Source organism: Luteolibacter sp., from assembly GCF_039920825.1.
Taxonomy (GTDB): Bacteria; Verrucomicrobiota; Verrucomicrobiia; order Verrucomicrobiales; family Akkermansiaceae; genus Luteolibacter.
Genome location: NZ_JBDSCX010000047.1, coordinates 14,423 through 31,856 on the forward strand (window position 1 = coordinate 14,423; position 17,434 = coordinate 31,856).

The following is a 17,434-nucleotide window of genomic DNA, read 5'->3' on the forward strand; positions in this document are numbered from 1 at the left end:
CGGTAGGGATTTCAGAGACAAACTCCGGCTCACTCATCACCGCAAACGCGAAAAAGCCGGACAGGTTTCCCCGTCCGGCTTTGTGTGTAGCGGCGGTCGCGATGACCGCCGCTGTTTGAATTAGTCTTCCTGACCTGGGCTCCAGTCTTCGGAGGCGGCAGCGGCGAGGTTGAACGCTTGCTCGAGGCCGACCATCTCGGAGGATGGGCGGAGGGACTCGAAGCTGGCGCTTTCCTTCTTCAGCTGCTCGTCGGAGTAACCAACGGCCTTGATGGAAAGACCGATGCGGCGCTCGACCTTGTCGACCTTGATGACGCGGGCTTCGATCTCTTCGCCGACCTTGATGATGTCCTTGACCTTCTCCACGTGGTCTTCGCTAAGTTGCGAGATGTGGATGAGGCCGTCGATGTCACCGTCGAGGCTGATGAATGCGCCGAAGGACGCGATCTTGGCAACGGTGCCCTTGACGAGGTCGCCAACCTTGAAGCGGCTGTCGATGAGGCTCCATGGGTCGTTCTCGGTTTGCTTGATGCCGAGGGAAACACGTTGGTTGCCCTTGTCGATCGCAAGCACGATGGCTTCCACTTCGTCGTTCTTTTTGAGAACTTCGGATGGGTGGTTGATCTTGCGGGTCCAGGACATGTCCGAGACGTGGATCATACCATCGATGCCTTCTTCGAGTTCCACGAACGCACCGTAAGCGGTGAGGTTGCGGACAGGGCCCTTGATGGTGGCACCCACTGGGTAGCGGAGTTCGATTTCGTCCCATGGGTTCGAGTCGAGCTGGCGGACACCGAGCGAGATCTTCTGCTCTTCGATGCTGATGCCGAGGACGACGGCCGAGATTTCCTGGCCGATTTCGAGAACGTCGGAAGGACGGGTGATGCGCTTGACCCAGCTGAGTTCGGAAACGTGCACGAGGCCTTCGACGCCGCGCTCGATTTCGATGAACGCTCCGTAAGGGAGGAGCTTGGTCACGCGGCCCTTGACGTTGGCACCGATCGGGTATTTCCGCTCGATGTCTTCCCATGGATTGTCGGACATTTGCTTGAGGCCGAGGGAAACGCGCTCTTTTTCCTTGTCCACGTCGAGGATGACGACATCGACAGCTTGGCCGATGTGGAGGAGTTCGGAAGGATGGTTGATGCGGCCCCACGACATGTCGGTGATGTGGAGGAGGCCGTCCATGCCTTGCAGGTCCACGAACGCACCGAAATCGGTGATGTTCTTGATCGCACCGGTGACCTTGTCGCCGATTTTGACGGTTTGGAGGAACTGCTGGCGGAGTTCGGAGCGCTCGGCTTCGATGACTTCGCGGCGGGAAAGAACGATGTTCTTGCGCTCGTCGTTGACCTTGACGATTTTGAATTCGTAGACGTTGCCGACGTATTCGTTGAGATCTTTCGGTGGAATGATGTCCACTTGCGAACCGGGAAGGAAGGCTTCGACGCCGACATTGACGGTGAGTCCGCCTTTGACGACCGACTTGACCTTGCCGCGGACGAGACCGCCGTCTTGGAAGACTTTGACGATCTTTTCCCAGTTTTGTTTGTGAGCGGCTTTTTCCTTCGAGAGGACAACCATGCCCTCGTCGTTTTCGAGTTTCTCGAGAAGCACTTCGATTTCGTCGCCGATTTCGATTTCCTCATCCTCGAACTCGTTCGATGGGATGGCGCCTTCGGATTTGTAGCCGATGTCCACAAGAACGACTTGGGGACGGATTTCAAGAATCGTGCCTTTGACGATCGATCCTTCGCGGAATTCGCGAAACTTGGAATCGATCAGGTCGACGAGCTCTTTATTGGTGGGTTCCGCACATGCGTAAGCCATAATGGTATCTGGTTTGGGGTTGTGTTATTGGTTTCGTTTCCTTCCTGCAATTGCCCCGGGAGATAAAACTGACAGACACCGGGGCGCCAACCGTCTGCCAGTAGAAAGAAAAACGGACGCCGAAACTAGCGGCCGGTCACCCTATGGCAAGGCCAAAGGGTGGGAAAACAAGAGCAATTTTGGTCGGCGGCGGATGGATTTCCCCGGAATTTACCAACAATGGGTCGACCGACGTCTTAAAACTCCTTTGGGAGCGAGGGCCGAACCTCTGGCCCCAGCTGAGACCTGTCGACTTTGGGCGCTCCAACGCGGGCCAAGAGGAGGCCGATGAAATTCAGAAAGGGCGCAGCCATGAGGAGATACAAGCCCCACCCGATCCGTTGTTCGCCCTCTGACTTCCCAATGAAAATCGCCACCGCAAAGCCCGCCGCGGAGAGGCCGCCAAAGATGACCGTCGGAAGCCACGCCATTTTGGATCTGATCCAGACGCTGCCCAGAAAAGGCGACACCACGATCAAAAGTGACGCCATAAGAAATGAGGAGATTGCTACCCATCCCATTGGGTTTGAGTTCATTCCCGACGGGTGCCGAACAAGGTCCCACAATTCCTTCCATACGTTCCAGCCCGCCTCATTATTCATCTCAGGGTCGCGGATGAAGTGGAAAGCGGCGAACGCGGCAATGGCGGCAGCCATGAATGCATTGGAAAGGAGTTGCCAAAAGGAGATTCGCACTGAGGGAGATTCCTTGTTTTGGTCCAGACCGCAAGCTTCGACGCCCGCGAGTCGGAATCGCACGATGAAACTCCGCGCTTCTCACGGAGGGGGCCACCGGGTTTGAATCCCGCCGCCCACCCCGATGTCCGAGAATTTTTACCAGACCACCACCACCGCGCCCGCGACTTCGTTCGATGTCTCGCTGCGGCCGCCGGCGTTTTCCGAATTCATCGGCCAGGAAAAGGTCAAGGAGCGCATCCTCCTCATGCTCGAAGCGGCGAAACAACGCGGCGACGTGCTCGACCACGTCCTGCTTTCCGGCCCGCCGGGATTGGGAAAAACCACCCTCGCCAACCTCATCGCCCGCGCCGCCGGGACCCAGCTTCACACGACGTCCGGTCCGCAGATCGAAAAGGCAGGCGACCTCGCGGGTATCCTAACAAACATTCAGAAGGGCGATATCCTTTTCATCGACGAAATCCACCGCCTGCATCCGGCCATCGAGGAATATCTCTATCCGGCGATGGAGGATTTCCGACTCGATATCATCATCGACTCCGGTCCATCAGCCCGGTCGATCCAGATCAATTTACCCAAATTTACCCTCGTCGGTGCCACCACCCGCTCCGGCATGCTCACCGCGCCGTTGCGATCACGCTTCGGCCTCGCTAACCGGCTCGACTATTATACCCACGAAGAACTCGCCGACATCATCGAGCGCTCGGCTGGATTGTTAGACGTGCCGATCGAACGCGCCGGAGCCCTCGAAGTCGCCTCCCGTTCCCGCGGCACCCCGCGTGTCGCAAACGCCCTGCTCCGCTGGGTCCGCGATTTCGCCCAAGTCCGGGGAAAAGGCCACATCGACGGAGCCATCGCCGATGCCGCGCTCGCGATGATCGAGATCGACTCGCAAGGCCTCGATGAAATGGACAAGCGCCTGCTAGAAGTTCTCATCTATAAATTCAACGGCGGCCCCGTCGGACTGAACTCGCTCGCCGTCGCCGTGGGCGAGGACGCAGCGACCATCGAGGAAGTCCACGAACCCTTCCTCATCATGCAGGGATTCCTCATGCGCACCCCTCGCGGCAGAACCGCCATGCCCGCCGCATACGAGAAAATCGGCGCGCCCCTGCCGCAAGGTCGCCCGGAAGACCCGCAATCGAGCTTGTTCTAGCCCAAGATCCACCCAACCGCAGCTTTCCTTGTCATCTTAAAACACCGGCTTGCCACCATCGCCACGCGCCATCACTTGATAAACCTAAATAGGGAAATGGGAACCACAGAAAACACGGATTTGAAGAGGGTTGCGAAAGATGCGGCACTCACCCATTGGGTGAATCCCTCAACACTTTCATTATCTGTGCCTATCTGTGTGCATCTGTGGTTCAATTTTCTTTTCTAGGATAAACCGCTCCCGCCCCCTCGTATCGCAAGGATCGTGAAATTGAATCTTCCTAAACCCGGGCATCCCACCTCGCAATTGCCGCTGTTTTAGAACTGCCCCCGAATAAATTCCTAACAACCCATCCCATGAGAAAAGCAACCTCCTACACAGCGATGACATTGGCAATATTCCTCTCGGCTCACCCCGCGGGTCTATCTGCCGAAACGACCAAAGCCCCTCAAACAACCAAGCTTGGGGCAGGTCAGCCATCCATCCCCGTTGATCCCGCTCGTAAATTGAAGAACCGTCCCGTCCTCAGCGCGGGCTCCGGCAAAAAGCTTGAAGATTTCAAAAGCGGAATCCACACGATGACGAGCGCCGGGCTGGAGCGCAAATACACCATCGATATCCCCGACAATTATAACAAAAACAAACCCTACCGTTTGATTTTTGCCATGCACATGATGGGCGGACACATGGACACGATGGTGAACAATCACTTCTATGGATTGAAGACCTATGCGGAGAAGGACAACGTCCCCTGCATCTTCGTTGCGCCCGAGGGATACACCGACCAGACACCGTGGCGCGGGAGTGATGACAAGGACCACATCTTCTTCGGGGACATGCTGGCGCTGTTCAAGGACAAGCTGAGCATCGACACCTCGCGGGTGTTTTGCTGCGGCTTCAGCTTTGGCGCGATGGTCACCTACTCGCTCTCGTTGGAGTTCCAGAAAGACCTGCGTGCCGTCGCCTGTTATGCTCCGGCGAATTGGAACATCTATCTTCCCGCTAACAAACACGAACCTCTTGCGTTTTTCAGCATGACCGGCACGGAGGACGGCCTTTGCAAATACATCAACTCCGACGAACTGAAACAGGGCGGGAAGTATTGTTTCCTGACCCACCTCGAAGACAACGGGGTCAAAGCCCTGCCCGAAATACCGCTAGCCACCACCCCCACCCACGTCACCACCGGGTTCAAGGGTTGCCCGAAGGAATATCCTGTTCTGTTCGGCTCCTTCATCGGCGGTCATACCGATACCATGCGGGATCCCGGGTCGGATGTGAACTGGGTTGCAAAGGAGACCTGGGACTTCTTCATGCGGTTCTGAAAGGTGAATCCCGATGGATCATCCGCCCAACTGATGGGCGCGCAGGTCACCGCGAAACCCAGAGTCCCCACCAGCCCCGCTCCGAGACCTGCTCGCTGGAGTGGCTCCGGGATCAGATCATCGTCAACATTTTCCCAAGTCGTGTGGTGTGGGGGTGCTGACAGGGCTTGCAAGGGGGGGCTGAACTGTTCCATAGTCATTCATGGCCACAGCAAAGTCACCTTTTCCGAAACGCCGCCGCAGTGCCAGTGCGGATTCAGCGTTGAAAGATGAAATCAAGTGGGTTGAACAAATGTCCATCGCAAAACGCATGGAAACAGCCCTTGCCATGGGCAAATCTATGGCGGCGTTGCGCGCGGAGACCCGGCAAACGAAATGACGCCGGACGCGGATGCCAATCTGGTGGAGGCCGACCGGATTTCGGCAATTCTGGGCTCATGCCAGGTGCGGGTGCTGGTAATCGGAGCGGTTGCACTGGCCGCGCATCGGTATATTCGTGCGACACTCGACATTGATCTTGGGGTGAACGTCGCAGTCCGGGAAATGAAGGGGCTTGAAGAGCGTTTGCGAACTGAGGGATATGTGACAGTTCTTCATGAGCCGGATGGAGATGATCCTCTGGGAGGAGTCATTGATGTATGCGGCGCAAGCGGGTTGATTCAAATCGTGAACTTCGGAGACCGCTTTCCCGCTGTAATCCAGGATGCGTTTGAGGGTGAGGTGATTCTAGTGCGACCGGATCTGACACTACGGGTTGTTCCGCTTCCCCAGTTAGTCGTTTTGAAACTCTATGCGGGTGGGGTCAAATCATTGGCCGATATCGTCGAGTTGCTGCGAAGAAATCCTGAAGCCGATCTTCAGGAAATCGGAAAGGTCTGCCGCAAGTATCGACTTCGAGGGTGGAACAGGGTTCTAGCGGAATTGGAGCAGGGCCTGTGACGGGAAATTGACCAGGCCCCGCCTCCCGTCTGAAATCCTTCCGGCAATCACCTCAAAACTTCGCGCCCCACTGCGACCTTTGCGCCTTGCGTTTCGTTCACTCTCCACTCCTCCTCTCAACTCTCACCCGCACTGAACCGAAGAACATGAAAACCCTCGCCATCCTCCTGTGCGTCGCCTCGCTCCAAGCCGCCGCCCTGTATGCGGAAAACACGGAGAAAAAAATCAGAGTCCTGTTGGTGGACGGTTTCAGCAACCACAATTGGCAGCTCAACACCGCGCTCATCCGGGGAATCATCGAACCGGCCGGAATCTTCGCCGTCACCGTCTCCACCTCGCCATCCAAGGCGGATTCCCCCGGCTGGGACACGTGGCGGCCTAAATTTTCCGACTACGATGTGGTGATCCAGACCTGCAACGATATCAACGGAGGCCCGTCGTGGCCGGATGAGGTGAAAAAGGATTTCGAGAACTACGTGAGGAACGGAGGCGGCGTCTTCATCTATCATTCCGCGAACAACGCGTTCGCGGATTGGGATGCCTACAACCACATCATCGGCCTCGGCTGGAGGAAACCGGATCAGGGCGTCGCGCTCGCGATCTCCCCGGATGGAAGCATCATCCGCATCCCGGCGGGCGAAGGGAAAGGCACCGGACACGGCGACCGCGTGGACGCGGTGATCACCCGCATCGGCGACCACCCGATCCACGAAGGGCTGCCACGGAAATGGAAAACTCCGAACATCGAGATCTATCACTACGCCCGCGGCCCGGCGGAAAATGTGGTGGTGCTGTCCTACGCCTACGACGTGAAAACCGACATGCGGTGGCCCATCGAGTGGACCGTCAACTACGGCAAGGGCCGGGTTTACAGCGCCACCTACGGCCACGTCTGGAAGGATGATGTCCAACCGGAACGCATGCGCTGTGCCGGAGTGCAGACGGTGATGCTGCGCGCGCTGGGGTGGCTCGCCCGACGGGATGGAAAACTTCCGGTCCCGGCGGATTTCCCCACCGAGACGGAGGTTTCCATCAGAAAAGAAATCCCGACCGCACCTTGATCCGTCCACGTCGGTCCTGAATGGCGGGGCGGGCAGGCCGTCCGGATTGAAAAGCCCATGATCCCCTTCTTGTCACCCCAAGCTCTTCCCGACCGCCAGGAGAATGCCGAGTCCCGCGGTTGTCGCTACGTGTAACGATTGAAATCCAATGCCCCCACCGAGAACGAATGCTTGTTAGTCGGGATTGACCCCTTCGATGAGTTCTTCGAGCTGGTCGGCGGCTTTGCCCCAGCCTTCCTGGAACCCCATTTGGCGATGGGCTTCCACGTCCTCTTTCGTCCAGTGGCGGACGATGGCGGTGTATTTGGTTTTCCCTCCAAGGTCCTCCAGGTTCAGGTCGATGGTGGCGAAGGGTTTGGCGGATGGCTTCCATGCCTCGGTGTAGGCGTCGGTGATGACCAGGCGCTTGTTCGGGACCACTTCCAGATAGACGCCGGGGTTCGGCATTTCGGTGCCGTCCGGCCCCTGCATCAGGATGAACGTGGTACCGCCGGGGCGGACATCGAGATCCGCGGAAATGGTTTTCCAAGGCGCCGGAGTGAACCATTTTACGATCATCTCCGGATCGGTCCACGCCTGGTAAATTTTCTCCGCCGGTGCCTCCATGATGCGGTGGAAAACCAGATCGAGTTCGCCCGGGAAACGGACCGCGAGCTGGATCGCGAGTCGATCGAGGAGTTGTTCGTTGAAAGCCGGGATGATGGCGCGGATCCTTTCAAATTCCTCCTCATCCTCGAAGATCTGGTTCCAGGTAAGCCTCGTCTTTCCGTCGATGGGCGCCAACAAAACTTCGACGGTAAAGCCATGGGTTGGATGCGGGAGGAGGAAGACGATCCGATCCCGAGCGATGGACTCGAATCGGTAGGTGTTCGGGTAGATCGCTCCGTCCCGGCCGCGCATGTCCTTTTCAGGATGCCTCCGGGCGTGAAATCGAACTCGTGGATCACGCTGCTGAATCCTTCCGGCCCCCACCAGTTGCCGAGGATGTCCTTGTCCTCGAATGCCGTGAAGATCTGCTCGGGGTTGAAAGGAAAACACGGGTGTTGGTGAAGGTCAGTGGCTTGCTCATTGCTTTTGTGTTCATGGGTAATCGAAGGCTTTACCAAAGAAGCGTTTGGTTTGCCCCAGATCGCTGGAGTGGAACTCGAGGTAATTGATTTTTCCGTGGAGGTTCATGGGTCAGGGATGGCCGGCTTTGCGTTGTGAATGGTGAGAATCTTGCCTGTGGGATTGGGCACCATAGCCCATCTGGCAGACTGGCATCTCGTGACAGACATCGCGAGTTTTTCCTTCACGGTAAACTTGGAAGTCCGTTCGGCTGACGCTCATGAGCCCGACCTGAGCAGATCCCAGGCCTCCGCTCACGCTCCTTCAACTCGCGACCGATCCGCCACCTTGCATCGCAAGGGGAGCGCCATGAAATCCTCCGAATCCGGAGTTTCTCACCGTGCAATGTCTGTTATTTGGGACTGCCCCCGCCGACGATCCCGCCGATTCTGTCACGATTTACACTCTGACCCGATTACCCATTCCATGCACAGCACTTCTTGAACTTCCTTCCGCTTCCACAAGGGCATTTTCGGTTTCGCCCTACTTTTCCTTCCTCATGCCTGACCTTTTCCAACCGACGGATTTTGGCCTTCTGAATTTCGGGAGTTAGTTTTGCCTCCTCCGCTTCTGAAATTTCCTGCCTGATGATCCTTCTCCAAAAAATTTCTGTGATTTTCGAGTCCTCTGAGAATGTCAGCTCCAAGACTAAACGATCCGGCTCATCGTGCATCAGCAATTCGACCTTTGCATGATCTTCCAATGCTCTTTGGTTTGGTGAAAATAAGTAGGGCTGCCAGCAGGCGACTGTAAGCCTCGTATCACCGGTCATCGATCCGAAGATCACAGTCCTTTTTGAGGGCTGACGCTGGAGCGAATAAACTATCAAGCTATCTAGCATTCTTCTTCCTTCCCCGGAGAAGTTCAGAAGTTCACTGGTCAGTTCCGAGTTTTTATAGTCACCAAGATCCTGAAAATGGGCGAGGATTTTTTGCAGAATCGGCGGGATATCCTGTTCAAGGGTTGAGCGCAAATCTGGTTCTCGCAGCCGATCATGGAAAAATTGATCGATCTTCTTCCGGTAACCCGTGAACTTGACGTAATCCGCTCTTCAGATCTTCGGCGTGTAATGAATAATCATTGTGTTCAAGATAGAGACCTATGTGGTCTAGTTCATCATCCAACTCTACCGCTAGTGTGCGGGAAGACTTCATTCGCTGTTCCAGGAAATGGAGAAATCGGTAAGGATTGGTGAAAACGTCGCGATACACTCGTAAATCATCGAGAGACAGCGGTAATACTGGGTGAGCTCCAAACTCGATTCCTAGAGGGACGAGATGCTGGAGCTTTGATGTAATCTCCGTAAACGCGTCGATTGAAAGTGCGCAGACTGTGATGTGCGAGTAGTCGGATTTTCGTAAACTACGTACCAGTTTGTGAGCCTTGTCGTAGATCGAAACTTCTTTATTACTCTGAAGATACTCAAGAAATCTTAGACCCTGTATGGATGGCTTCGAGATGAGGGATTCAAAAGAACCAACGTGGGCGCCAAAATTATCGAACGGCGATTTTCGCGCAAAAGCCACGGCTTTGACCTCGAGTATGATCAGATGATTTCCGCAAAGGACGAGGCCATCCAATTCACACCATTCACGCTTCGCATGTCCTGCTTTGGGCATCCAGCGGTAGTAAATATCGTGAATTGTCTCACTTCCAGGAAGTAGCGTCTCGAAGTATTTGAGAGGGACTGTTTCAGTAATTTCCTTTTCGCACCTGTCCCATAGCAGCTTCGTTTCCTCTCCTCGGGAGCGGACGATTTTTTCAATTACTCGATAGAAATGATCACAAAGCCCGAATACCGAAAAGCAATAATACCGAGAATCAATTTCTAGAAAGGGTCGTTGAGAAATTGGTGTTGTCCGGGTCGGCCAGCCGCTGAATTGCTGATCATCGAGGAAGTCATCGACTTCGCCAACTTTCCAAGATAGGCGGCTCAGGCATTGATGTGACCAACCTGTAATTTTTCCCAGATCAAAGAGGCCGAAGCCCTGTAAGATTTGTTGAGCTGAAGTTACGCGTTCAGCAAGACCCCGTTTCGAAACGATTTCATGCATCAGGTTTACAGCTTCTTCCACGCTGCTGATCTCATTTTTTGAGTTCGCGACAGCATTAAGAAACTCGGGTGAGCAGAGTTCATCTATCTCCTTCATTTCCAAAACCGCATCACCAAATCCAATCGTTAGGGCTCCAATGATTTTATTCACACCCGACAGCAACTCAACGGATGACAATCCAAGCGTGAGGCGAATAGCCTCATCTTGACCGAGTAGAAGATCTTCTAGATTTTCCTTCTCGTGTACTGTGTAACGTTCTCCGCGAACATGCACCCAATGGTTTATTGCCTGATATCGAAACTCCTCTAAGACCGAATCCTTTTCCGAATCGTTTCGATTGCGAAGCATCTCTGCTGCAAGAAATTCCCTAGTTACAGTTCTGTTGATCGTTCCTACGAGTCGAAAAATTTCCGGGAGATCTTCGTTCATATCTCCAGTGTCTGTGAACTGCTCCGGTTTCGTGGAAGCAATGACGTTATGGATGAACTCTAGCCCATGAACTGCTTGAACCGATTCTTCAGTTTCCTCTGGTTCTTCGCCCGCAGAAGAATTTTCCATACACATCAGATGGTAAGCAGCACGCAGAGATTCGATGGGGGCATTTCTTCGAACGAGTCTTATAGCTTCGGAAACTGCCGAATCCACGATATTTTCACTTATCGGCCCGTGCTCAATCACCTTGTTCAGATAGTTACGGTGATCCTCTTCGTCCCAATTCGATCTCATCAAGATCGCTTTCCCGAAGCGAGCCATCTCAATGGGTCCACGGCGAAAATAATCGTCAGGCTTTTGGTGTTTTGCCATGGGGTATGCGTGCTTCGGGGTCGGTCCCAAATAACAGACATTGGCTGGTGGGTTTCATGGCGCGATCGCAAACGGGTTCTTCAGATCAAGACCGGCGATGTGCTTGAAATCATCCTCGTTCCGGGTCACCAGCGGGATTCCATACGCCATGGCGGTGGCGGCGATGATCGCATCCCCCAATTTCATCTTCTTCTGTTGTCGGAGATGGATTGCCTGCTCGATCACTTCATCATCAAGCGCGTAGATCGGGCTGGAGCGGATGAAATCGAGAATCGCGGTTTCCTCCTCGGGTGAAATACCCGGGTAGCCGAGTGCCTCAATGCGCGTGACGCTTGCAAGTGCTGCTTCAGGATGAGTGGTCCACGGACCGAGCCACTCTCCACCGGGCTGGCATGCGTAGATGACAATGTTCGTATCCAGGATCATGACCTTCAATCGCGGCCCGGCAAGGGCCGGCCCTCGCGCATTTCACGCTGCCACTCCACCGGATTGGTGATGTGGCGGTAGGGGTTGAGCTTTCGGATTTCCTCCAGTGCTGTCATGCGGCGCGCGATCATCTCGGGTGTGGCGGTGAGTTTGCTGCGTTTCGGTTTTTCTTCCTCTTCCACGGATTCCACGGTCATCAGAACATGTGCCCGTCCCGGCTTCAGCCATGCAGGCAGGGGCGAGAGCAGTTTCACGCTGCCATCGGCCCCGATCTCGATGTCTGTTTCCAGAGTTTTCATATCAGCAAGGTATCCGGGACCGGCGGAAGGTAAAGCCAACAAACAAGGCTGGTATTTCCGCCGCTAGGGTCGGCAGGCGGTGAAGAAGGGGGCCAAGCCAGGAGCGGAGTTTGGCGGGATCGCAGCTGCAGAGGTTGTGCATCATGGCGTCGAGGTGGATGTGACTGAGAAGGTTGCGATCCTTCATGAGAATGATTTTGAGAGTTGATAGGGGACTATCAGGTGGCCGCTGTGAGAGCAAGATGCAATGCCGGAAAATGGCAGGGCTACCTCACTCTGGATTTTCAACCGCGAATGGATGCCACCTCACGCAGCCTCATGGGCCAATGAGCCGCACCGTAGGGAAATAGGTTTGGTAGCGGGCTGTATCCCGCGTCAGAAGAGTGAATCCCTCCGCTTGCGCGTGCGCCCCGATGAAGAAGTCGGCCAAGGGTGCGGTTTTGGTGCCGCCGCGCTGGCGATAGTTGCAGTAGGCTTGTGAGGCCAGAAACAGCGCCTCCCTTGGCAACTCCCGGTAATGCAAGCCAAGTGAAGCCATCGTGGCTTCGACTTCCTCGATCGAGCCCGCCTGATAGCAAAGCTCCGCGTAAATGAGCGGATTGATCACCAGTCGTTCGGGAAAGCGGCTCATCTGCTCCAGCGACCAATCAAGCCACCGGGAATCGGCACCGGTGACGTCGAGCAGGACGTTCGTATCGACCAGCACCATCGGGGACTCAGTCATCGTTCCGGAGCTCGCTCATGATCTCGTCAGTTGGTTTTCCGTCGGAGCGGCCCTTCCAGATCCCCGTCACCGCCCGCAGGCGTTCCTTCATTTCCTCAACGGTTCGCGGTGGCGAAGGTTGTTGTTCCTCTACGGCCCGAGTTAGAATGTCCCTTACTTCCGCCTCCATTGAGCGTCCAAGGCTGGCCGCGCGGATGCGCAGCTTTTGTTTCACCGGTTCGGCAAGGCCCCGGATGGTCAAGGTAGTGCTCATGGATCACTTTTACCGGATGCAAGCATTGCTGTCAATGCCTGCGGAGTGCGTCTTCAGAAAATCAAAAATCAAAGTTCCTCAATCATCAATCGGCAATCAAACCGCTGCGGCTGGGTCAGCTTTCAAGACTGGATTGATGAATGACGATTGTTGATTGCTGATTTTTGATCTGATTGGCGCAGTCAGAACATAGGTAACACTTTTGGGTCAGAACATCGGTAACATACCCCCCCACCCTGCCCACTACTTTCAGTTACACCCGTGGCTCGCGGGACGATCTCCCCGCCCCAGCGGAGGAAGGGCACGGACGAGGGCTTGTCATGGGAAATACGCGAATCTACGGTGAGGCGTCATGAATCTCATCGTCAAGGAAACCATCGACCGCTGCCGCACGGCCGGGCTGCGTCGCACCAAGGCGTTGGAAGAACTCGTGAGCACGCTGTTGGAGAGCAAGCGCCCGATGACGCTGGCCGAGCTCGCCGCTTCGAAACGGCTCACCGACCAATGCGACAAGGCGACGGTTTTCCGCCTGTTGCAACGGCTCGCCGAGCATGGAGTCATCCGCCGGCTCGGCCTGCACGAACGCGCCGCCTATTTCACCCTGCTGGTTCCCGGGAAACACAGCGACTATCTGATTTGCACCAGCTGCGGCAGCATCGAGCCGATCAAGGCCCCCTGCCCCGTTCATCAGCTTGAGGACGAGATTCGGGAAAAAACCGGATTCCGCAATCTCTATCATGAGCTGGAGTTTTTCGGAGTTTGTCCGAAATGCGCCTGACAGTGGACAAGTGCGCGTCCCGTGCGACGGTGGACGAAATCGCAATTCCGGGTCCTTCCGGTTTGCGTCTCATTTGAAAACCAACCAAATTCGACACGATGAAAAACACCACCCCCACCCGTCTCAGTCTGCTGGGCATCGCCCTCGGTCTCAGCCTCGCCGTTCCCGTTCACGCCGCTGACGAGCCTGCGGAAAAAGAGACCAAAAAAATGGCCGCACCCACCGGGCTCAGATTGGTCACCGAGCTCATCGCCGTGGTCAATCCCACCAGCGGCAGCAAAGTAAACGGCACCGTCACCTTTACGAAAGTGAAAGGCGGAGTCGAAGTTACCGCGAAAATCAGCGGACTTGAGCCGAACTCCGACCACGGATTCCACATCCACGATTTCGGCAATGTCACCGCAGCCGACGGCACCAGCGCCGGCGGCCACTACAATCCCGAAGGCCATCAGCACGGCATGCCCGAAGCCGAGATGAAACATGCCGGTGACCTCGGCAACCTCAAGGCAAACGCCGAAGGCGTCGCTGAGAAAACCATCGTCTCCACCACCATCACCCTCGCCGGCGTCAAGAATGCGATCGTCGGCCGCGCGGTCGTCGTCCATGCCAAAGCCGATGACGGCGGACAACCCACCGGCAACGCGGGCGATCGCATCGGTGTCGGTGTCATCGGCATTGCCAAAGTGAAGCCCGCGGAAGCAGCAGCTCCGGCACCTCACTGATCCGGACAGCAAAAACTAACATAACAGCTCCCGATGGAGCGCTCAAGAAGGATGGACGTCTCGTTCATCCTTCTTTTTGATACAGACGGAAAACTTAAAACCATCTTCGGGGGTTGACCTCGTGGAAACTTCCTGCCACATCCGCCGCGAGATGTTTTCCGTCGTCCGACTCCGAGCCAAACTTCGCGCTGCCATGATTTGGCAGCTCGCGATGGCGCACGGAGCGTGAGGACGGATGATACATCCATCAGACTCTCCGGAACGCCCGTCCAACGGCCGGTTCCGGGAATACGAAGAGTCCCACCTGTTGTTCGGACGTTCCGGTTCCATCAGAAACCGAAATGCACTTGAAAACCGATGACTCGTTCGACCGCCGCAGCGTGATGCTCATGCTGGCTTCCGTGGTTTTGTTTGCCGCGAACACGCTGCTGATCCGCGCCGTCTCGCAGCACATCCCCGCGGTGGACGGCTGGCTCGCCACGATTTTCCGCGGGGGCATCGGTCTGCTCGTCGTATTCGCTCTCTATGGACGTGGCCGCGGACTCGAACCCAAGCGTTTGTTCACCGGCCGGCTCATTACCATCCGCGGCATCGTCGGCGCGCTGAGCATCATCGCGTTTTACATCACCATCGTGAAACTCGGAGCCGCACGCGCGGTCATCCTCAATCTAACCTATCCGATCTTCGCCACGATCATCGCCGCCATCTGGCTGAAGGAAAAAATCAGCCGCGCCGCGATGCTGTGGATGGTCGTCGGCTTCTGCGGGCTCGTCGTGTTCCTCAGCGGGCACGGGCAACTCCTGCGACCGTCGCCTTATGATTTGCTAGCCCTCGCCGGTGCTGTCGGTGCCGGTTGCGTCGTCGTGATCATCCGCCGCCTGCGCCACGAGGAACATCCCGCGACGATCTACGCTTCGCAGGCATTTTACAGCCTCGTCATCGCCGCGCCTTCCGCGATGAAACTTCCCGGACTTCCGGTCTCCGCTTGGTGCGGTCTCGCGGCGGGAGCGGTCATCGTGACCTTCGCCCAACTGGTGATGACGCGGGCCTATCAGTTCATGTCCGTTTCACGCGGCTCCTCGCTACAGATGCTCCTGCCACTGACCACCGCTGTGGGCGGTTACGCGTTCTTCGGCGAATCGTTCCACCCGGTGGAAATCGCCGGAGCCCTGCTCACCTTGCTCGCCACCTGGCGCGTCGTCGTCTCACGCTGAAAGTCACTTCGTCTCGTTTTCGGAAACCCGCGTCATCGGCAAATCCTGCTGGGCCTGGGTCTCCGAAGTGATCTTGATCGCCACGGCGCGGTAACCATCCACCGCAATCCCCACCATGCGCGGCTCGTAGGCGATTCCGGAAATCCTCAATGCTCCTTCGGGAGTAAACGTGGTGGAGTAACTCTGGTTGAACAGGTCCTCCGTGTTGATCGCCGGACCATTGGCTGCAGCGATTTTCAGCGGCTTGTAGGTCTCGCTATCGACCGCCTTGATCGTGCAGTCATAACGGAACGTTTGATTCATGGTTCGGGTAATCGAATGCAAACGCGCACCCAGCACGATCGCAATCAATGCCACGGACACAAAGGTCAAACGCCAGATCAGGGAGGGAAGTCGGCTAAGGGATGGAAGTCGGTTCATGAAATCTCAAGCATGGGGGAAAAAGACGGCTCAAAATGTACGACTCGACTGCTAGAAGCCAGCACGACGTGTCGTTTTTTGAAAATAAATGCAATCCCCCTCCCAATGGCCGGCCGATCCCGCAATCTGCTAGGCACCGCGAATGGATTTCCACGGCTCCTCGTGCGAGATATCCAGCGGGTCCTCGTCCAGTTCCTCCGTAGCGTCCAGTTTCGCCGGGGAAAGGATCGCATGAAACACCAGCGTCTCGTCGAATGGATTGTAGGTCGCATGAGCGATGCCTGCGGGAATGAAAGCGATTTCCCCAGGGCCCAAAATCCGATACTCATTGCCGACCCACTGCTCCGCCCGGCCTTCCACCACATGAATGATTTCCTCGCGGTGCGGATGGATATGAAATGGATGGCCGCCCCTCGGTGGCATCGTCGCCCGCACCATCAGGAGTTTTTCGGCACCGGTCATGTCCGGACGGCACAGAAACTCGTTGCGTGTCCATGCGTTCGATTCGTCGATGACATCCGCGTTCAGGATGAAGGGCTTTTTCATAGGGCTTTATCCACTGCAATCTCACAGGTTTATCCGCTCTCCACAAGAACACATGCCCCATTTGAGCATATCGAAAATCCACATTTCGCATCCTTGTCGGCCTTCAATCAGCGTGCGAGGGTTTTTTCATGATCGATGCTCGCGAGTCCGACGTCACCCGTTCCCACGTCGTGCGGAGCGATTCCCACGACAACCGGGACTGGCTACGCGATCAACCGGTATGCCAGTTGCTATCCCAACACCACATCGCCCATGTGGAAATCATCGAGGCCTCGACATCGTTCGGAATGACCCGCCAGGACCAATCCGGCACCTTCATGTTAGCCTGCTTCGGCGGCAGCGGGATGGTGCTGGCGGACGGCGGATGGAAAAAAGTGAAAGCCGGCCAGGCCTGCCTTCTCCCGCCCTTCGTCACGAACGGCATGAAAGCAATTGGCTCGGTTCCATGGCTCATGTGCGGCGTGCGCTATCTCGAGTCCCGCGAAGTTTTGCCAATCGTTTCACCCGGATCGCCGGTGCTGGGAAATTACGATCCCCGGCCGTTGCACCACGCCATCCAAGGCCTCCACGCCGAGTGCTCGGGCTCCTCATCTCCTGCCGTCATGCACCTTTGGACCGAGCTGATCCATTCCTATGTAATGCGTTTTGCCCAGCCGCACCAAGCCGACACCCGGCTATGGAAGCTCTGGAATGAAGTTCACAAATCCCTGGGCCATCCATGGACTTTGGACGAACTGGCCGATCGCGCGTTTCTCTCAAAAGAACACTTGCGGAAACTCTGCCGCCGCGAACTCGGCAGGACGCCCATGCAACACGTGACTTTCCTCCGCATGCAGCAAGCCCGACACCTGCTTTCCACCACCGATGACAAGGTCGAAACGATCACCCGCCAGGTCGGCTACACAAATCCGCACACGTTTTCAAACACCTTCAAGCAGTGGACCGGCTGGCGGCCTTCGGAAATCAGGAAATAGCATTTCCGCAAGCAAGGCCGGATGCACATCCGGTTATCGACAATACTCTGGTGCTGGGCAACCGGGCA

At 56.1% G+C, this 17,434-nt stretch carries 20 protein-coding genes; 9 read left to right on the forward strand and 11 right to left on the reverse strand.

Annotation, left to right across the window (positions count from 1 at the left end; genetic code table 11):
- Nucleotides 1–120 precede the first annotated feature (120 nt).
- Together rpsA and ABIQ96_RS15310 are read right to left on the reverse strand one after the other, a co-directional pair.
- Complete coding sequence (rpsA, locus tag ABIQ96_RS15305; RefSeq protein ID WP_348215484.1) at nt 121–1,830, reverse strand: 30S ribosomal protein S1; 1,710 nt, start codon at nt 1,828–1,830, stop codon at nt 121–123.
- Between the two features lie 236 nt (nt 1,831–2,066).
- Nucleotides 2,067–2,525 (reverse strand): hypothetical protein, encoded by a 459-nt coding sequence (locus ABIQ96_RS15310; RefSeq protein ID WP_348215485.1) that lies wholly within the window; start codon nt 2,523–2,525, stop codon nt 2,067–2,069.
- 163 nt (nt 2,526–2,688) lie between these two features.
- Between ABIQ96_RS15310 and ruvB the strand changes: the two genes are divergently transcribed.
- The 5 genes from ruvB (at nt 2,689) to ABIQ96_RS15335 (ending at nt 7,045) form a co-directional block, all read left to right on the forward strand.
- Complete coding sequence (gene ruvB / locus ABIQ96_RS15315) at nt 2,689–3,720, forward strand: Holliday junction branch migration DNA helicase RuvB (protein WP_348215486.1); 1,032 nt, start codon at nt 2,689–2,691, stop codon at nt 3,718–3,720.
- 356 nt (nt 3,721–4,076) lie between these two features.
- The gene (locus tag ABIQ96_RS15320) at nt 4,077–5,045 is read left to right on the forward strand and encodes a hypothetical protein (RefSeq protein ID WP_348215487.1); all 969 of its coding nucleotides are present in this window, start codon (nt 4,077–4,079) and stop codon (nt 5,043–5,045) included.
- Nucleotides 5,046–5,247: 202 nt separating this feature from the next.
- The gene (locus ABIQ96_RS15325) at nt 5,248–5,424 is read left to right on the forward strand and encodes a hypothetical protein (protein WP_348215488.1); all 177 of its coding nucleotides are present in this window, start codon (nt 5,248–5,250) and stop codon (nt 5,422–5,424) included.
- A complete protein-coding gene (locus tag ABIQ96_RS15330; protein WP_348215489.1) occupies nt 5,421–5,984 on the forward strand; it encodes a hypothetical protein in 564 nt (187 codons plus the stop codon). The genes ABIQ96_RS15325 and ABIQ96_RS15330 overlap by 4 nt, the downstream gene beginning before the upstream one ends.
- A 146-nt stretch (nt 5,985–6,130) precedes the next feature.
- Nucleotides 6,131–7,045, forward strand: coding sequence for a ThuA domain-containing protein (locus ABIQ96_RS15335; protein ID WP_348215490.1), 915 nt, complete (start codon nt 6,131–6,133; stop codon nt 7,043–7,045).
- Nucleotides 7,046–7,219: 174 nt separating this feature from the next.
- On the opposite strand, the gene ABIQ96_RS15340 is transcribed toward ABIQ96_RS15335, so the two are convergent.
- The 7 genes from ABIQ96_RS15340 to ABIQ96_RS15370 all read right to left on the reverse strand — a co-directional run bounded on the left by ABIQ96_RS15340 (nt 7,220) and on the right by ABIQ96_RS15370 (nt 12,712).
- Nucleotides 7,220–7,945, reverse strand: coding sequence for an SRPBCC domain-containing protein (locus ABIQ96_RS15340; protein WP_348215491.1), 726 nt, complete (start codon nt 7,943–7,945; stop codon nt 7,220–7,222).
- Nucleotides 7,946–8,567: 622 nt separating this feature from the next.
- Nucleotides 8,568–9,125, reverse strand: a complete 558-nt coding sequence (locus ABIQ96_RS15345) for an SEC-C metal-binding domain-containing protein (RefSeq protein ID WP_348215492.1) — start codon at nt 9,123–9,125, stop codon at nt 8,568–8,570.
- Between the two features lie 19 nt (nt 9,126–9,144).
- Nucleotides 9,145–11,010, reverse strand: coding sequence for a hypothetical protein (locus tag ABIQ96_RS15350; protein WP_348215493.1), 1,866 nt, complete (start codon nt 11,008–11,010; stop codon nt 9,145–9,147).
- 54 nt (nt 11,011–11,064) lie between these two features.
- On the reverse strand, nt 11,065–11,436 hold the full coding sequence (locus ABIQ96_RS15355) for a type II toxin-antitoxin system VapC family toxin (RefSeq protein WP_348215494.1): 372 nt from the start codon (nt 11,434–11,436) through the stop codon (nt 11,065–11,067).
- A 5-nt stretch (nt 11,437–11,441) separates the two neighbouring features.
- The gene (locus tag ABIQ96_RS15360; RefSeq protein ID WP_348215495.1) at nt 11,442–11,735 is read right to left on the reverse strand and encodes a hypothetical protein; all 294 of its coding nucleotides are present in this window, start codon (nt 11,733–11,735) and stop codon (nt 11,442–11,444) included.
- A 316-nt stretch (nt 11,736–12,051) separates the two neighbouring features.
- Entirely contained in the window at nt 12,052–12,459 is a 408-nt protein-coding gene (locus ABIQ96_RS15365; protein WP_348215496.1) for a PIN domain-containing protein, read from the reverse strand.
- Nucleotides 12,452–12,712 (reverse strand): plasmid stabilization protein, encoded by a 261-nt coding sequence (locus ABIQ96_RS15370; RefSeq protein WP_348215497.1) that lies wholly within the window; start codon nt 12,710–12,712, stop codon nt 12,452–12,454. The genes ABIQ96_RS15365 and ABIQ96_RS15370 overlap by 8 nt, the downstream gene beginning before the upstream one ends.
- Nucleotides 12,713–13,064: 352 nt before the next feature.
- On the opposite strand from ABIQ96_RS15370, the gene ABIQ96_RS15375 reads away from it, so the two are divergent.
- From ABIQ96_RS15375 to ABIQ96_RS15385, 3 genes are all read left to right on the forward strand, one after another.
- Nucleotides 13,065–13,490: a transcriptional repressor gene (locus tag ABIQ96_RS15375; protein WP_348215498.1), complete on the forward strand. Its 426-nt coding sequence runs from the start codon at nt 13,065–13,067 to the stop codon at nt 13,488–13,490.
- Nucleotides 13,491–13,588: 98 nt separating this feature from the next.
- Nucleotides 13,589–14,212, forward strand: coding sequence for a superoxide dismutase family protein (locus tag ABIQ96_RS15380; RefSeq protein WP_348215499.1), 624 nt, complete (start codon nt 13,589–13,591; stop codon nt 14,210–14,212).
- A gap of 341 nt (nt 14,213–14,553) precedes the next feature.
- On the forward strand, nt 14,554–15,426 hold the full coding sequence (locus tag ABIQ96_RS15385; protein ID WP_348215500.1) for a DMT family transporter: 873 nt from the start codon (nt 14,554–14,556) through the stop codon (nt 15,424–15,426).
- Between the two features lie 3 nt (nt 15,427–15,429).
- On the opposite strand, the gene ABIQ96_RS15390 is transcribed toward ABIQ96_RS15385, so the two are convergent.
- Complete coding sequence (locus tag ABIQ96_RS15390) at nt 15,430–15,729, reverse strand: hypothetical protein (protein WP_348215501.1); 300 nt, start codon at nt 15,727–15,729, stop codon at nt 15,430–15,432.
- A 246-nt stretch (nt 15,730–15,975) separates the two neighbouring features.
- The gene (locus ABIQ96_RS15395) at nt 15,976–16,392 is read right to left on the reverse strand and encodes a cupin domain-containing protein (protein WP_348215502.1); all 417 of its coding nucleotides are present in this window, start codon (nt 16,390–16,392) and stop codon (nt 15,976–15,978) included.
- A 128-nt stretch (nt 16,393–16,520) separates the two neighbouring features.
- Between ABIQ96_RS15395 and ABIQ96_RS15400 the strand changes: the two genes are divergently transcribed.
- Nucleotides 16,521–17,366, forward strand: coding sequence for a helix-turn-helix transcriptional regulator (locus ABIQ96_RS15400; RefSeq protein ID WP_348215503.1), 846 nt, complete (start codon nt 16,521–16,523; stop codon nt 17,364–17,366).
- Nucleotides 17,367–17,434 lie beyond the last annotated feature (68 nt).

Coding starts and splice junctions, on each gene's coding strand:
- ABIQ96_RS15310 (WP_348215485.1), bottom strand. CDS start 2,525: ATGGCTGCCGCCATTGCCGCGTTCGCCGCTTTCCACTTCATCCGCGAC.
- ABIQ96_RS15395 (WP_348215502.1), bottom strand. CDS start 16,392: ATGAAAAAGCCCTTCATCCTGAACGCGGATGTCATCGACGAATCGAAC.
- ABIQ96_RS15350 (WP_348215493.1), bottom strand. CDS start 11,010: ATGGCAAAACACCAAAAGCCTGACGATTATTTTCGCCGTGGACCCATT.
- ABIQ96_RS15380 (WP_348215499.1), top strand. CDS start 13,589: ATGAAAAACACCACCCCCACCCGTCTCAGTCTGCTGGGCATCGCCCTC.
- ABIQ96_RS15330 (WP_348215489.1), top strand. CDS start 5,421: ATGACGCCGGACGCGGATGCCAATCTGGTGGAGGCCGACCGGATTTCG.
- ABIQ96_RS15365 (WP_348215496.1), bottom strand. CDS start 12,459: ATGACTGAGTCCCCGATGGTGCTGGTCGATACGAACGTCCTGCTCGAC.
- ABIQ96_RS15360 (WP_348215495.1), bottom strand. CDS start 11,735: ATGAAAACTCTGGAAACAGACATCGAGATCGGGGCCGATGGCAGCGTG.
- ABIQ96_RS15355 (WP_348215494.1), bottom strand. CDS start 11,436: ATGATCCTGGATACGAACATTGTCATCTACGCATGCCAGCCCGGTGGA.
- ABIQ96_RS15370 (WP_348215497.1), bottom strand. CDS start 12,712: ATGAGCACTACCTTGACCATCCGGGGCCTTGCCGAACCGGTGAAACAA.
- ABIQ96_RS15385 (WP_348215500.1), top strand. CDS start 14,554: ATGCACTTGAAAACCGATGACTCGTTCGACCGCCGCAGCGTGATGCTC.
- ABIQ96_RS15325 (WP_348215488.1), top strand. CDS start 5,248: ATGGCCACAGCAAAGTCACCTTTTCCGAAACGCCGCCGCAGTGCCAGT.
- ABIQ96_RS15400 (WP_348215503.1), top strand. CDS start 16,521: ATGATCGATGCTCGCGAGTCCGACGTCACCCGTTCCCACGTCGTGCGG.
- ruvB (WP_348215486.1), top strand. CDS start 2,689: ATGTCCGAGAATTTTTACCAGACCACCACCACCGCGCCCGCGACTTCG.
- ABIQ96_RS15340 (WP_348215491.1), bottom strand. CDS start 7,945: ATGCGCGGCCGGGACGGAGCGATCTACCCGAACACCTACCGATTCGAG.
- ABIQ96_RS15390 (WP_348215501.1), bottom strand. CDS start 15,729: ATGAATCAAACGTTCCGTTATGACTGCACGATCAAGGCGGTCGATAGC.
- ABIQ96_RS15335 (WP_348215490.1), top strand. CDS start 6,131: ATGAAAACCCTCGCCATCCTCCTGTGCGTCGCCTCGCTCCAAGCCGCC.
- rpsA (WP_348215484.1), bottom strand. CDS start 1,830: ATGGCTTACGCATGTGCGGAACCCACCAATAAAGAGCTCGTCGACCTG.
- ABIQ96_RS15375 (WP_348215498.1), top strand. CDS start 13,065: ATGAATCTCATCGTCAAGGAAACCATCGACCGCTGCCGCACGGCCGGG.
- ABIQ96_RS15320 (WP_348215487.1), top strand. CDS start 4,077: ATGAGAAAAGCAACCTCCTACACAGCGATGACATTGGCAATATTCCTC.